Source organism: Endozoicomonas sp. GU-1 (genome assembly GCF_027366395.1).
Lineage (GTDB): Bacteria > Pseudomonadota > Gammaproteobacteria > Pseudomonadales > Endozoicomonadaceae > Endozoicomonas.
Genome location: NZ_CP114771.1, coordinates 5499619 through 5512507, shown reverse-complemented (window position 1 = coordinate 5512507; position 12889 = coordinate 5499619). Strand labels below are relative to the sequence as shown.

The following is a 12889-nucleotide window of genomic DNA, read 5'->3' as shown; positions in this document are numbered from 1 at the left end:
TTCTGTTTCCTGCCTGCCTTGGCTTTCGTAAAGTTCGGTGAAATGGCACTCAGAATGAAAATCAACATCAGAGCATTTTGTTTGCAGTATAGAAAAAAACAGCTAGTTTTTAGTTGCTGTAACCAAACGAGAGAGACGAGGATGATCAACTTCCACCCATGAATTATCTAAAGGGCTTTGCCGGAGAGTTTATAGGTACGTTTATCCTAGTCTTGTTCGGCTGCGGCTCAGTGGCCGTGACGGTGCTATTTTCTGCCCATGCAGGACTTTTTCAGGTGGCCATGGTCTGGGGGCTGGCAGTCACCCTGGCCATATACGCTACCCGTCGTCTCTCCTGTGCTCACCTTAATCCGGCTGTGAGCATTGCCATGGTAGTCAGTCGCCGGATGTCCATGACATTACTGCCCTGCTATCTGGTTGCCCAGTTTACCGGTGCATTTGTGGCAGCCGCCCTGCTGTACCTGCTCTTCTCCAGCTCAATCATGCAGTATGAACTGACCCATGGCATTGTCCGTGGTACCGAGTCATCCGTAGCCAGTGCCATGATGTTTGGTGAGTATTATCCCAACCCCTTGGCCGGGCAGGTTGCCTCCGTGTCCACCGTCAATGCATTTTTTGCCGAATGTACCGGTACCTTTGCCCTGGTCTTTATGATTCTCGTCCTGACCGAAGGCTGCAACACCGGACGACCGGACCAGGCCCTTGCCCCCCTGTTTATCGGTTTAACCGTCACCGCCATTATCTCGATTATTGCGCCACTGACCCAGGCAGGACTCAACCCGGCCAGAGATTTATCACCCCGATTGCTGGCCTCTCTGTTCGGCTGGGAGCGCGCGGCGTTTCCCGATAAGCATTATGGCTTTTTGACCGTATATGTTGCGGGGCCGATTAGCGGGGGAGTTATCGCCGCCTTATGTTTTCTGGGTATTGTTGAGCCACTGATGAAAAACACGACAGTGGAAGAAGCTGACAAAATTGACAGAACAACAACCCCGGACAAAACAACCCCGAACAAATAGCACCCATGATTCATGTACATTAACCAAGGCGAGAACAATGAATAACCACTCCAGTAATCATCAGGTCCTGAAGGAGTACTACGGCCGTGTTCTTGGCGGTACCACGGATCTCAAAACCAATGCCTGCTGTTCCGATCCCGGCACCATGCCAGCCCGCGTCCGGGAGATCCTGAAGCAGATCGACCCGGCCATTACGGACCGTTTTTATGGCTGCGGATCGCCGATCCCATCGGCCCTGGAAGGGTGCCGGGTACTGGATCTTGGCTGCGGTACCGGCAGGGACAGTTATATTCTTGCCAGCCTGGTAGGAGAACAGGGCCAGGTTATCGGTATCGATATGACCGATGAACAATTAATGGTGGCCACCGGGCATATTTCCTCGATGATGGAGAAGTTTGGCTTTCAGCAACCGAATATCGACTTCAGGCAGGGTTATATTGAAGATCTGCAAACCCCGGGGATAGAAGACAATTCCATGGATGTAGTGATTTCCAACTGCGTGATAAACCTTTCGCCCCACAAGGAAGAGGTGTTCAGGGAGATTTTCCGGGTACTGAAACCCGGTGGCGAACTGCTTTTCAGCGACGTATTTGCCGGTCAGCGAATACCGGCCCCGTTAAAAGACGACCCGGTACTGATGGGAGAATGCCTCAGCGGTGCTCTTTATATTGAAGACTTTCGTCGTCTGTTAACCGAGCTGGGTTACCCGGACTACCGGTTGCTTTCTGCCAGCCCGATCACCATTGCCAACCAGCAAATCGAGGAGAAAATTGGCAATATCGATTTTCAATCCCTGACCGTTCGGGTGTTCAAACTGGATAACCTTGAAGATATCTGTGAAGACTATGGTCAGGTGGCCATTTACAACGGTACCCTGCCGGAACACCCTCACTTTTTCCAACTGGACGACCATCATCGCTTTATCAATGGCAAACCGATGCTGGTCTGTGGCAATACCGCAGCCATGGTGCAGGATACTCGCTATAGCAGCCACTTTACCGTGCATGGCAACCGGAAGACCCATTATGGCCCTTTCAACTGTCTCCCGGCCGTCATTGATAATGGGACTGATTGCACAACTGGCGGTTGCTGTTGAAGCCCTATCCACTGATCCATGAACCTGATAGATTACCAGGCCAGTGAGTTACAGCGCTTTCTTTCCGCTATTAGTAATATTGTTAACCGGTTGCCAAATGCCCATAAAACCATCCAGCGGTTTCTGCATGGTTCTGACCACCTGCCCCAATCAACAGGAAGCCGACATCCATGCCAGGGCCATCATCGAACAGCGCCTGGCAGCCTGTGTTCAGAGCAGTCCAATCCACAGCCATTATCGATGGGATGGTGAAGTCCAGTCGGATCCGGAAGTACTGCTTCGGATTAAAACCACCTGTGAGCGTTATCAGGCACTGGAGCAATACCTGAAAGCTGAACACAGCTATGATGCGCCACAGGTTATTCAGATACCCATTGAAAATGGCCTGCCAGAGTACCTTGACTGGGTAAGGGGAGAAACGGTGGTCATCGGCCAGTAGAGATGGTCGGATAGCATTCTTCAGGAAAAAGGACTTTTGTACTTACTTGATTGTTGAAATTCCTTCCAGAATTGATTTTATACGGCCCTGCCGTATAATAAATGTATGATTTTCATAGAAACCAGCCGCTTTACCAAATTGCTATCCGGATATTTATCAGATGATGAATACCGGGTATTGCAGTGGCACCTTCAACAGAAACCGGATTCTGGCGATCTTATCAGGGGTAGTGGGGGTGTCCGTAAAATACGATGGGCACCGGATGGAAAGGGTAAAAGTGGTAGTATCCGGGTTATTTATTACTGGAAAAAGAGTGATTTTGAAATCTGGATGTTGACCTTATATCGCAAGTCGGAGCGTGAAAGTATTCCTGGTCATATCCTGAAAAAGGTAGCGGAGGCTATAAACGATGAATGAACGAGATATTGGTCAGGAAATCCTCGATGGCCTGAATGAGATCAAGGCATTTAAGGCGGGTAAGGGAAAGCTGAAAACGACCGTCTTATCAGAGCCGTCACCTGCCAAAGAGATCAGGGAAAAGCTCCAGCTGTCCCAGTCGGCTTTTGCTTCTTTTATGGGAGTCAGTGTTCGGACAATCCAGGACTGGGAGCAGGGACGGCGGAATCCTCAGGGGCCTGCAAAAGCTCTGTTGCGAGTTGTCGAACAGCATCCTGAGGTTTTTGAGAATCTCCGTTAATGGGCAGTTTGTATAGGTTGTCAGAGTGTCCAGCAATTGTCTGCAAATCAACCAATAATCATTTCTACCAACCAATCCGAAAATTTTTAATAATAATGAATACAGGTATTTTTATTTATGACCAGGCTGAAGTTCTGGACTTCTCTGGTCCTTTTGAAGTGTTTACCACTGCGGCACGCCTCTCTCCCAACGGAAAAGCCTTCAGGCCTTTTCTGGTCAGTGAATCCGGCAATCTGGTCACTGCCAGGGGAGGTTACCGGGTTCAACCGGACTACGGGTTTCACAACCACCCCTCAATTGACCAGCTGGTGGTTGTCGGTGGTGTGCACAACGCAGAAATGGATAAACCCGGTGTTTTACAATGGATTTACTCTCAGGGACAACAGGCCAGGCTGAACGCTTCAGTTTGTACCGGCGCTTTCCTGATGGCGGCAGCCGGTTTACTGCGCAACCAGCAGAATGTCACCACTCACTGGGAAGATATCCCGGATTTGCAAACACAGTTCCCCGGTCTCAACGTTATCAGCAACGTCCGTTGGGTGGATGAAGGCTCTGTTATCACGTCAGCGGGTATTTCTGCGGGTATTGATATGAGCCTGCATATTGTCAGTCGCTTACACAGTGAGGCGCTGGCAGAAAGACCGCCAGACAAATGGATTTCCACTGGCAAAAGGCGTATCAGCATGAAGGATCGCTTTTGGAAAAGATAAAACAGTAAACGTAACTATGATGCCAAGTGATTACATACCCTGTCGTACAAAGATTTACCAATGTTGAGCAGTCCAGTCAGGCCACCCGTTGCAGAAAAGAAAGCTAGTGATAACGCTGCCGATTGGGCAATATAAACCGCCAAGCTTCGGTTGTGACCCGAATATTCAATGAATTGATTATAATCCGAGATAAATTCATGGGCAGATTGATTCAGTTTTGATTCAATCAGATCGCAGACTTCAACGCTCATTGTTCCCAAAGACATTGAAAAAATGCCTTTACAGCAAACATTGTAAACTGTTGATGATAATGGCGGTGCGACTTGGGTATTTCTAATACTGCTGGCAGGAACATGGGGCATCACAATAGCTAACTCCTGAGTAGGTGTAATAGTTCGTTTCCAATTTGACCAATTGATCTCAAAATAGTTCAACCCTTCTGTAGTAGAGGCGCAGGGAGTTTTTGCCCTGACTTTGTTATCAATATTTAAACGGCTCATTTCTTGCCGGGATCACAGTAACAACCAATCACCTGGATTTCCCAGAGCCGTTTCTTCACCACTGATCTGACACAATCACCTCCTGTTGTTCCAAACAATTTTGCGGGAAAAGTTTACATCAGCCACTTTTTATAATACAAATGATAACTATTCTCATTAAAATAAATGAATCAATACGGGATCCGGACAGTGAACCAGTGGCAACAGAAGCTTCATCAAGGGAATGTTAATTTTCATCAATGCAAATGGCGATCAGCTGAAACAGCTTATCTGGACGCTGCCCGGATGCTGGAACATGATTGGTTCAAGGATCTGGATAACCCTCAGTTAATGATGGCGTGGATTGCTGCCATGCATAATCTGGCAGCCCTTTATGAAAATCAGAAGATCCCCCAGAAGGCCAGTGAATTTCTGGTCTTCCCCTACCGGCGGATTATCACGCTGATAAAGTCAGGAGGATTGTCTGAGGCATTTAAGCCCCCGTTACTCAAGGCTCTGAAGTGTACTGTGATACCACTGCTGGAGTTTTCCACAAAGCATCGTATCTGTAAGTGCTGTCAACATTATCTCGATGAGGCCAAAGAGTGGCTAAGTCTGAGTTGGCCGGATCTGCAATACCTGCACAGAAACCAAAGCCATATTGGTAACCAGTCTTCCCCCAAGGACAGAACAATTCATTGAACCTAAAGGGGGCGTTTTCACCTTGCCTAATGCCTGGTCTCTTGGCGAGAAAACGTCCCAAATGGTTTTCCCGCGTTATCAACATCCATTGCAGGCTAAACCACCTCTTTCAGCCGATACCACAACATCCCCAGGGCCAGTAACGGCGAACGGAAATAGCGCCCACCGGGAAAAGTGATATGACGTATATTGGCAAACACATCAAACCGTTCTGCCTGGCCGGAAATAGCCTCTGCCAGTACCCTCCCCGCCATATGGGTGGCATTGACCCCGTGGCCAGAATAGGCCTGGGCAAAGTAAATGTTTGCCCCTGATCGACCAATCTGTGGCATGCGATTGGCACCAATCCCGATCATGCCGCCCCACTGGTATTCAATAGCGACATTTTCCAGTTGAGGAAAGACCTGCAACATTTTCGGGCGAAGCGATGCGACAATATCTTTTGGATCCCGCCCGGAGTAATTGCACATACCACCAAACAACAGTCGTTTATCCGCAGAAAGGCGGAAGTAATCCAGGGCAAGGCTGACATCACAGATAGCCGTGTCTTGTGGTATCAGATTTTGCCAGACCCTGTCCTCCAGTTGTTCTGTGGCAATGATATAACTGCCCGCAGGTAACACTTTCCCGCCAATCTTTGGTTCCAGGTTCCCCAGGTAGGCATTCCCTGCCAATACCAGGAACTGGCAGGTTACCGCACCTTTCGCCGTTTCAACCCCGGGCAGGTTACCCTTATGGATTTTCACCACCGGCGAATATTCGAACAACTGTACCCCTAATCCCTCAGCTACACGCGCCTCACCCAGACAGAGATTCAATGGGTGCAAATGCCCACTTCCCGAGTCCAGCATGCCGCCAATATACCGGTCAGTATTAACATATTGTTTGATATCATCCTGTGATAGCAGCCGCAGCTTATGGGCATAATGGCGTGCCTTCAGGGACTCATAGTCTTCGGTAATCCCGGCCATCTGTTTTGGCTTGATTGCCGCATCCACATACCCCATTTTCAAGTCACACTGAATGCCGTATTTCCGGACCCGCTCACGCACCAGCTCAACAGCCTCAAACCCCATCCGATGGATTGCCTCGACCCCATCGGTACCGATCTGGTTGCGAAACTGCTCCGGCTCTTCCCCCATCCCCCGAATCAGCTGACCGCCATTGCGCCCGGTTGCCCCCCAACCGATTTTCCGCGCCTCCAGAACCGCAACGCGATAGCCACGCTCGGCCAGTTCCAGGGCTGTAGCGATGCCGGAGAACCCCCCACCAACCACACAGACATCGACGGTCAGGCTACCTTCCAGCACCGGATAATCTGTGGCAAAGTTCAGTGACGCGGCGTAGTAAGACTGCGCATGGGCTTCGGTATGTACAGGTGCCTTGAGTTTCATAAATCATTGCCTGCTCTTATATTTCAACGTTTTCAAGAGGCAGAATTTCAGCGAACCATTCCTCACGAATAATTCCTCACGAACTATTCCCCAGGCCCCCTGATATATCAAGGGAATTTTCAGTCTGTGTCAGAGTCTAACTACCGAGTACTTATGACGAGCTTTTTTATGACGCCCCCCAAGGAACCCGGCAAACAGCATTTATCTTTCAACACAAACCCGCCCCGGGGAGCCGTTGCAGCAACAGCGCGTCCTGCGAAACACAATCAATATTCGGTAAAACCGGATGATGGAGTAGCGATCGCCGGAAAAATTACCGGAGAATCCATTGACCTTCCTCTACCTGCAAAGGCTCCGATCAATAAAAGAGCCAGTCGCCACTACTCCCCACCGATTGAAACCGAACAGGTGATAGTGCAGCTCTTGCGCCTGAAAGAACCGGTGAAAAGCAGAAAAATCAACGAAGGAGGGTCTTCTGTGGTAAAAAAAGTATCGGATGGACAACAAACCATCGCTGTCAAGCTGTTAAAAGATAAAACATTCTCAATAGAGCGAAGACTCATTCAGCAGAAAAACGGAGAGATATCAGGGCTGAATATTCCGGATCATCCGAATATTGTTAAAACTCTGGCGGTTTTAGTACAGCGAGAAGCTAACAATAAATATCGTTTGATCCAACACGGGGATCCTGATTTTTCCCTGGCTCTCTACAGGCCCCTGGCCTGCGTTCTCGAATACGTTGATGCCATTGACCTTTGTGAAAGCCTTGTAAATAAAAAAGTCCAACCCGGTTTAGACCTTGCAGTTGATGTTGGCAGAAAAATCTGTGCCGCATTAATGTGTATTCATGATCAGAATTTGGTGTATCGGGATATTAAGCCCGATAATATACTTTATGCCCCCCCCAAAAGCCCCGGGGGAAGAAAGCATGGTAAAGCTAACCGATATGGGGCTCACCAAACACCTGCAAAAAAACGATTATACCAGAACCCTCTGTGGCACTGTTGACTATGTTGCCCCCGAGGTGTTCTCTGAGAGTAGATATAATCATACCGCAGATGCCTGGTCACTCGGGGTGCTTCTATTTGTTGTATCCACCGGAATACGATTATATGACTCCAAGGATGAGTCCAGGGTTTATAAGGACATCATCCGTTTCAATGAAAAAAGTGAGGTACAAAAAAGGTCATACATGCTGAAGCGATTCAGACTTTTTCATCCTGAAATATTGAACATCATGCTTTCGCTGTTTCGTAAACCGAGCCAGCGAATGGCATTGTCAGAAGCGAAAGCAGCATTAGACCAGTTAGCAGGCTTATAGCAGTGAAATCCAGGTAGATTTCAACTCCGTGTATTTATCAAAGGCATGGAGCGACTTCGTCGTATATTTTATCGATGTCCTCGGCACACCAGCTAATACAGTTGGCACTGCCGGGAATATGATCACCCAGGGCATCGTTGATGGGCTTACCCATAGTAATCGATTCCAACAGCGCCAGCTCCTCCAGATGCTGTTCAATTTTGCGAGCAAAAGCCTGAAGAATTTTTTTGCAGGCCACCGGAGATTTGCGGCACCAGACGCCAGACTCAAACGTTGAACGGGCAGCAGCAACCGCACGATTGACATCCTTTTCATCACAGCTGGCCACACGGGTCAGAAACTTGCCATCCACAGGAGAGAAACAATCAAAGGTGCCACCACTGGCAGCATCGGTGTATTCACCGTTGATCCAGGCCTGATGGCGGATCTCCAGTCCATCGACCATAGCCTGCCATTGCACGTGCGTTCTGGTCGCCATAACCGCTCCTGTTGTTATTGTTTGAGGGCATGTATTGATAAAAGCACATTAACGAAATGCAGTACTTGATTCAATACAGATTGTTTGAAATATTGTACACACTGTTTGAAATCATGTGCGCCAGTGATACCACGTCAGCAAACCAGGGCTCAATAATAACAAAGGTAAGGGACGTCAGGAGATATCTGACGCTGTCGCCCGTCAGGTGGCAAAAATGGACTACGCGCCACCCTTTCAAATGGGGCACCCACTGGCATTCGAGTTTGCAGAACGTCTGGCGGACATTGCCCCCGGCAACCTGAACCACGTGTTCTTTACCAACTCAGGCTCAGAGTCTGTAGAGACTGCCCTGAAAATTGCCCTGGGCTACCATCGCATCAGGGGTGAAGGTACACGACAGAGACTGGTTGGTCGTGAGCGTGGTTACCACAGTGTGAATTTTGGCGGCATTTCTGTCGGGGGGATCGGCAATAATCGCACAATGTTCGGTAAACTAACTGAAAAAGCGTGTAATCAGAAACTGAAAGCAGACATGTCCCAGATAAACACCCACGATCCCGGTAACGCCGGACAGTACAGGAGGGGCAGGGATCGGCAAGCGGAAGTAGCTGAAGAGCATACCTACGGCAAAACCAGTGGCTGTAGCAATAAGGGCTTCGTTCATCAGGTGACACCAGAAGAAACTGCAGGAAAATCTTATATTAGTCCATGAAAACAGCCCCTGAAGTCTGATTCAGGGAAACGAAGCTTAAACAACATAATAAGGTGAATTATGAAAACCGATACCCGGCCACTGATCGGTGTCACAGCAGACACGGCAATGGATGGTCTGCACCGTGTACATCAGGCTGGAGAAAAGTATCTTACCTCTGTTGTTCATGCTGCCAATGCCCTCCCTGTTATCATCCCTTCTTTGCCTGTTCCCCTGGATAGTCAAGACACTCTTTCCCAGCTTGACGGCCTGCTGGTTACTGGTGCTTATTCGAATACTGAACCCCGGCGCTATGGTAGTGCACCGGCTAACTCCGATGTTTCAAAAGAAAGCGCACACCATGATAGCCAGAGAGATAACACAACTCTGCAACTTATCCCTGATGCCATAGCCCTGGGTATTCCTTTATTAGGCATTTGCCGAAACCTGTCGTACAAGGCATTACCAGCGATTACCTCGTCATCACTAAGAACATAACCATAAGCAAAAAATACTATGAAAAAGCTGGCCAGCTGGTTAAAAGCGCAGAGAGTCACCGAGGTCGAAGCGGTCATATCCGACTTTACCGGTATCGCCCGTGGCAAGATTATGCCCAGCAGCAAGTTTATTGCCGAAAAAGGCATACGACTGCCGGAAAGTTTGCTGATTCAGGGGGTGACCGGAGATTACGTCGATGATGAAATCTACTATGAGCTGATGAATGCCGCTGAAATCGATATGATTCTCAAACCCGATGAGTCCGCTGTCCATAAGGTACCCTGGGCACTGGAGCCAACGGCGCTGGTTATCCATGACTGTTACGATAAGCAGGGCAACCTGATCAGCATGGCACCAAGGGCAGTACTGAAAAACGTTCTGGCGCTTTATGAAGCCAAAGGCTGGAAGCCGGTCGTGGCACCTGAACTGGAATTTTATCTGACCAAACGCACCGCTAATCCGGACCACCCGTTGCAGCCGCCGGTTGGCCGATCCGGGCGTCCTGAGTCTGGCCGCCAATCCTATAGCATTGACGCTGCCAATGAATATGACCCTCTCTTTGAAGATGTTTACGACTGGTGTGAACAGCAGGGGCTGGATGTAGACACCCTGATTCACGAAGAAGGTGCAGCCCAGATGGAAATCAACTTCCGTCACGGTGATGCGCTGTCCCTGGCAGACCAGGTATTTATATTTAAACGCACGGTACGGGAAGCGGCATTAAAACATGAAATTAATGCCACTTTTATGGCCAAGCCCATCAGTGGTGAACCGGGCAGCTCCATGCACCTGCACCAGAGTATTCTGGATCAACAGGGAAACAACATTTTCAGCAACGAAGATGGCTCCCCCAGCAAGATGATTTACCACTATATTGGCGGGCTTCAGCAGTATGTTTCGGAAGCCATGCCACTTTTTGCGCCGAACGTAAACTCTTACCGTCGTTTTCTCAGGGATACCTCTGCACCGGTGAATCTGGCCTGGGGTATTGATAACCGGACTGTCAGCCTGAGAATTCCTGACTCATCGCCTGCCAACCGCCGTGTTGAAAACAGACTGGCAGGGGCTGACGCCAACCCATACCTCGCCTTTGCGGCATCACTGCTTTGTGGTTACCTTGGCATGGTTAATGCGGCAGAACCAACACAAGCCGTCACCGGAAATGCCTCTGATGATTCTAACGACAAAAGACTTCCACTTAATCTTGAGGAAGCCCTTGAGCTGATGGAACAGAGTGAAATTCTCAAAAAGACCCTGGGAAGACGCTTTGTTCGTTCCTATGTTGAAGTGAAGCGCACTGAATACCAGAACTTCAAAGAGATTATCAGCTCCTGGGAGCGTGAATATCTGCAAATGACTGTTTAAAAAAATGCCTCGCCAAGAAGCACTCTCCGGGATAATCATGGACAAGATACAGATCAAAATCATTGGTCAGCATAAGGTGAACCTTGCCATGGCCTTCATGGATGAATGTTACCCTCCGGGTTCCGATACCGGTGATAAGATGCTATGCCATGCCATGAAGGTGAAGAAGCCGACATCATCATTGAAGGCCAGCTTGAGCTTACCGTGGGTAAAGATGTCTATCTGCTGAACCCCGGCGACAGCTATTATTTCGACAGCAACCGCCCTCACCGCTTCTGCAATCCGAGTAATGACAAAAAGTGTCGTTTGATCAGCTGTACAACTCCCGGTAATTTTTAATGCCTTCCGGTGCAGGCTATCCGGCCAGGCCCTTGCTTTAAAAAAATAACTATATTGCTTTCCAGAGAGATCGGTAAACCTGTGGAGCCCATGCCATGGGCATACGTGCATGGATGTATTGGATATATCCTCTGAGGTCATCAAATGCAAATTGCAACATCTACCTTGCCAAATGTCTTCCCTTCCCAGGTCACTTCTTCACACTCCCGGGAAACAACAAAAGCATCAGGTATCGCTGTCAGCCACGGGCAGACGAGTGCCCGTTGCCGTCATGGCCCAGCTCAAAAGCCTGAGCACAGGGCGATTTCTGACTATAGGGTAAGGCAGCTTGCCGGTAGTGCCTTACAGGCCGGAATGGGACTGATGCGTAGTGTAGCGGGTTATGCATTTAATCAGGTGATGACCTCACCATATATTGATGGTGTTGCACCAGGGCTTAAAACACTGCTCAGCTTTGCTGTTTTTTATCATCAACTGCAACTGGCCGGGGCGACATGTCCTTCTGACGAATTCAGCTGTAACAACAGTCAATGTATTTCTGACAAGGATCAGGTATGCAATGGGGTAGATAATTGTGGTGACAACTCGGATGAGGGTGAGAATCTATGCACTGAGGACACATGCAAAGAGTTAGGTCGTGAATTCCGCTGCCCCAAAAGCAAAGAGTGCATTAATTTCAATAAGGTCTGTGACGGGATTTATTCTGATAAAGAGTATTATCCCTATAATCATTGTCTTGATCGTTCAGATGAGGGGCCGAAAACATGCACTCAGGACAGATGTGAGAAGTTAGAGCGTAGTTTCCTCTGCAAAAACAAAAAGTGCATTGAGCCCAAGTATGTCTGTGACGGAGCAATTGATGGGTATGATAATTGTGGTGATGAGTCCGATGAGGGGGAGAAATTATGCACACAGGCCAAATGTGATGAGCTAGGGCGTAGTATCCTCTGCGGCAACAGAAGCAGACCAATATGTATCTCTCGCAGGATGCAGTGCGATGGGAAAGATCAATGTCGTGATGGTTCTTATGAGGGGGCGAATTTTTGCACAAAGGCCAGATGTGAAGAGTTAGGGCGTAGCTTTCTCTGCGGCAAAAACAAAAAGTGTATTGAGACCAAGTTTGTCTGTAAAAAGGATTTCTGTGACTTGTATAGAGATTATTATAATTATTGTGATGATAATTCCGATGAGGGGGCGGATTTATGCACACAAGCCAAATGTGAAGAGTTAGGGCGTGATTTCCGCTGCGACAGCAGCAAATGCATTCCTCGGGATAAAGTGTGCGACGGGAATTTTGATTGTTGTGATCACTCGGATGAGCAGGCAAATTTATGCAATACTGATGCCCCCCCAGCTTATGGCTGGCTTGCTTTACCCGCTGTTTTGACAATAGCCGCCTATGGAGTCTGTACCTATAAAAGTTATAAGACTCTAAGGCAGGCAAATCCGGACTCATCAACAACACTTTTATTGTTGAACGCACTCAGGCATCCATTGCAATTCCGGCAGCCCCATCATCAACCCGCAGTTCCAGCGCAGCCGCCGACAGGTTCCGGGAGAGTTTTGGGGCGACAAAACGTTTAATGGCATAGATCAGGTGTCCATCCATCTGTGGCTGATTAGCCGCAGTGGACGGTAAATGACAAAGGTCAGATTCATTC

General features: G+C 48.7%; 17 protein-coding genes and 1 pseudogene. 14 read left to right on the top strand and 4 right to left on the bottom strand.

Annotation, left to right across the window (positions count from 1 at the left end; translation table 11 throughout):
- The first annotated feature begins 158 nt into the window (after positions 1–158).
- The 6 genes from O3276_RS23170 (at position 159) to O3276_RS23145 (ending at position 3961) form a co-directional block, all read left to right on the top strand.
- The gene (locus tag O3276_RS23170) at positions 159–1019 is read left to right on the top strand and encodes an MIP/aquaporin family protein (protein WP_269673420.1); all 861 of its coding nucleotides are present in this window, start codon (positions 159–161) and stop codon (positions 1017–1019) included.
- A 37-nt stretch (positions 1020–1056) separates the two neighbouring features.
- Positions 1057–2115 (top strand): methyltransferase domain-containing protein, encoded by a 1059-nt coding sequence (locus tag O3276_RS23165; RefSeq protein WP_269673419.1) that lies wholly within the window; start codon positions 1057–1059, stop codon positions 2113–2115.
- A 97-nt stretch (positions 2116–2212) separates the two neighbouring features.
- Positions 2213–2554 carry a divalent-cation tolerance protein CutA gene (gene cutA / locus O3276_RS23160; protein ID WP_269673418.1) on the top strand — a complete coding sequence of 114 codons (342 nt, stop codon included), beginning with the start codon at positions 2213–2215 and terminating at the stop codon, positions 2552–2554.
- Between the two features lie 105 nt (positions 2555–2659).
- Positions 2660–2971 (top strand): type II toxin-antitoxin system RelE/ParE family toxin, encoded by a 312-nt coding sequence (locus tag O3276_RS23155; RefSeq protein WP_269673417.1) that lies wholly within the window; start codon positions 2660–2662, stop codon positions 2969–2971.
- A complete protein-coding gene (locus O3276_RS23150) occupies positions 2964–3251 on the top strand; it encodes a type II toxin-antitoxin system RelB family anti-toxin transcriptional regulator (RefSeq protein ID WP_101746508.1) in 288 nt (95 codons plus the stop codon). Before O3276_RS23155 ends, O3276_RS23150 begins: the two co-directional genes overlap by 8 nt.
- A 95-nt stretch (positions 3252–3346) precedes the next feature.
- Complete coding sequence (locus tag O3276_RS23145; RefSeq protein WP_347710315.1) at positions 3347–3961, top strand: DJ-1/PfpI family protein; 615 nt, start codon at positions 3347–3349, stop codon at positions 3959–3961.
- Between the two features lie 14 nt (positions 3962–3975).
- Here O3276_RS23145 and O3276_RS23140 read toward each other — a convergent pair whose 3' ends face one another.
- Positions 3976–4461, bottom strand: a complete 486-nt coding sequence (locus O3276_RS23140; RefSeq protein ID WP_269673416.1) for a hypothetical protein — start codon at positions 4459–4461, stop codon at positions 3976–3978.
- 165 nt (positions 4462–4626) lie between these two features.
- Here O3276_RS23140 and O3276_RS23135 point away from each other — a divergent pair, with 165 nt between their 5' ends.
- The gene (locus O3276_RS23135; RefSeq protein ID WP_269673415.1) at positions 4627–5142 is read left to right on the top strand and encodes a DUF2753 family protein; all 516 of its coding nucleotides are present in this window, start codon (positions 4627–4629) and stop codon (positions 5140–5142) included.
- A 95-nt stretch (positions 5143–5237) separates the two neighbouring features.
- On the opposite strand, the gene O3276_RS23130 is transcribed toward O3276_RS23135, so the two are convergent.
- Positions 5238–6536: an NAD(P)/FAD-dependent oxidoreductase gene (locus tag O3276_RS23130; RefSeq protein ID WP_269673414.1), complete on the bottom strand. Its 1299-nt coding sequence runs from the start codon at positions 6534–6536 to the stop codon at positions 5238–5240.
- 168 nt (positions 6537–6704) lie between these two features.
- Here O3276_RS23130 and O3276_RS23125 point away from each other — a divergent pair, with 168 nt between their 5' ends.
- Positions 6705–7544 carry a protein kinase domain-containing protein gene (locus tag O3276_RS23125; protein WP_269673413.1) on the top strand — a complete coding sequence of 280 codons (840 nt, stop codon included), beginning with the start codon at positions 6705–6707 and terminating at the stop codon, positions 7542–7544.
- The gene (locus tag O3276_RS25980; RefSeq protein ID WP_442876549.1) at positions 7432–7857 is read left to right on the top strand and encodes a protein kinase domain-containing protein; all 426 of its coding nucleotides are present in this window, start codon (positions 7432–7434) and stop codon (positions 7855–7857) included. The genes O3276_RS23125 and O3276_RS25980 overlap by 113 nt, the downstream gene beginning before the upstream one ends.
- A 37-nt stretch (positions 7858–7894) precedes the next feature.
- Here O3276_RS25980 and O3276_RS23120 read toward each other — a convergent pair whose 3' ends face one another.
- Positions 7895–8335 carry an aldehyde dehydrogenase family protein gene (locus tag O3276_RS23120; RefSeq protein WP_269673412.1) on the bottom strand — a complete coding sequence of 147 codons (441 nt, stop codon included), beginning with the start codon at positions 8333–8335 and terminating at the stop codon, positions 7895–7897.
- Between the two features lie 169 nt (positions 8336–8504).
- On the opposite strand from O3276_RS23120, the pseudogene O3276_RS25975 reads away from it, so the two are divergent.
- Positions 8505–8849: pseudogene (locus O3276_RS25975) on the top strand (aminotransferase class III-fold pyridoxal phosphate-dependent enzyme); the annotation flags it as partial.
- On the opposite strand, the gene O3276_RS25970 reads toward O3276_RS25975, so the two are convergent.
- Positions 8829–8954, bottom strand: coding sequence for a XapX domain-containing protein (locus tag O3276_RS25970; protein ID WP_432387844.1), 126 nt, complete (start codon positions 8952–8954; stop codon positions 8829–8831). The pseudogene O3276_RS25975 and the gene O3276_RS25970 overlap by 21 nt on opposite strands.
- A 153-nt stretch (positions 8955–9107) precedes the next feature.
- Between O3276_RS25970 and O3276_RS23110 the strand changes: the two genes are divergently transcribed.
- From O3276_RS23110 to O3276_RS23095, 4 genes are all read left to right on the top strand, one after another.
- Complete coding sequence (locus tag O3276_RS23110) at positions 9108–9524, top strand: gamma-glutamyl-gamma-aminobutyrate hydrolase family protein (RefSeq protein ID WP_269673411.1); 417 nt, start codon at positions 9108–9110, stop codon at positions 9522–9524.
- Positions 9525–9542: 18 nt separating this feature from the next.
- The gene (locus tag O3276_RS23105; RefSeq protein WP_269673410.1) at positions 9543–10889 is read left to right on the top strand and encodes a glutamine synthetase family protein; all 1347 of its coding nucleotides are present in this window, start codon (positions 9543–9545) and stop codon (positions 10887–10889) included.
- 144 nt (positions 10890–11033) lie between these two features.
- Entirely contained in the window at positions 11034–11228 is a 195-nt protein-coding gene (locus O3276_RS23100) for a cupin domain-containing protein (RefSeq protein WP_269673409.1), read from the top strand.
- Between the two features lie 363 nt (positions 11229–11591).
- Positions 11592–12812 (top strand): hypothetical protein, encoded by a 1221-nt coding sequence (locus O3276_RS23095; protein WP_269673408.1) that lies wholly within the window; start codon positions 11592–11594, stop codon positions 12810–12812.
- Positions 12813–12889: the final 77 nt, after the last annotated feature.

Bases quoted from the DNA above. Each gene is read 5' to 3' on its own strand.
- O3276_RS23170 (WP_269673420.1), top strand. From the start codon at position 159: ATGAATTATCTAAAGGGCTTTGCCGGAGAGTTTATAGGTACGTTTATC.
- O3276_RS23165 (WP_269673419.1), top strand. From the start codon at position 1,057: ATGAATAACCACTCCAGTAATCATCAGGTCCTGAAGGAGTACTACGGC.
- cutA (WP_269673418.1), top strand. From the start codon at position 2,213: ATGCCCATAAAACCATCCAGCGGTTTCTGCATGGTTCTGACCACCTGC.
- O3276_RS23155 (WP_269673417.1), top strand. From the start codon at position 2,660: ATGATTTTCATAGAAACCAGCCGCTTTACCAAATTGCTATCCGGATAT.
- O3276_RS23150 (WP_101746508.1), top strand. From the start codon at position 2,964: ATGAATGAACGAGATATTGGTCAGGAAATCCTCGATGGCCTGAATGAG.
- O3276_RS23145 (WP_347710315.1), top strand. From the start codon at position 3,347: ATGAATACAGGTATTTTTATTTATGACCAGGCTGAAGTTCTGGACTTC.
- O3276_RS23140 (WP_269673416.1), bottom strand. From the start codon at position 4,461: ATGAGCCGTTTAAATATTGATAACAAAGTCAGGGCAAAAACTCCCTGC.
- O3276_RS23135 (WP_269673415.1), top strand. From the start codon at position 4,627: ATGAATCAATACGGGATCCGGACAGTGAACCAGTGGCAACAGAAGCTT.
- O3276_RS23130 (WP_269673414.1), bottom strand. From the start codon at position 6,536: ATGAAACTCAAGGCACCTGTACATACCGAAGCCCATGCGCAGTCTTAC.
- O3276_RS23125 (WP_269673413.1), top strand. From the start codon at position 6,705: ATGACGCCCCCCAAGGAACCCGGCAAACAGCATTTATCTTTCAACACA.
- O3276_RS25980 (WP_442876549.1), top strand. From the start codon at position 7,432: ATGCCCCCCCCAAAAGCCCCGGGGGAAGAAAGCATGGTAAAGCTAACC.
- O3276_RS23120 (WP_269673412.1), bottom strand. From the start codon at position 8,335: ATGGCGACCAGAACGCACGTGCAATGGCAGGCTATGGTCGATGGACTG.
- O3276_RS25970 (WP_432387844.1), bottom strand. From the start codon at position 8,954: ATGCTCTTCAGCTACTTCCGCTTGCCGATCCCTGCCCCTCCTGTACTG.
- O3276_RS23110 (WP_269673411.1), top strand. From the start codon at position 9,108: ATGAAAACCGATACCCGGCCACTGATCGGTGTCACAGCAGACACGGCA.
- O3276_RS23105 (WP_269673410.1), top strand. From the start codon at position 9,543: ATGAAAAAGCTGGCCAGCTGGTTAAAAGCGCAGAGAGTCACCGAGGTC.
- O3276_RS23100 (WP_269673409.1), top strand. From the start codon at position 11,034: ATGCCATGCCATGAAGGTGAAGAAGCCGACATCATCATTGAAGGCCAG.
- O3276_RS23095 (WP_269673408.1), top strand. From the start codon at position 11,592: ATGCGTAGTGTAGCGGGTTATGCATTTAATCAGGTGATGACCTCACCA.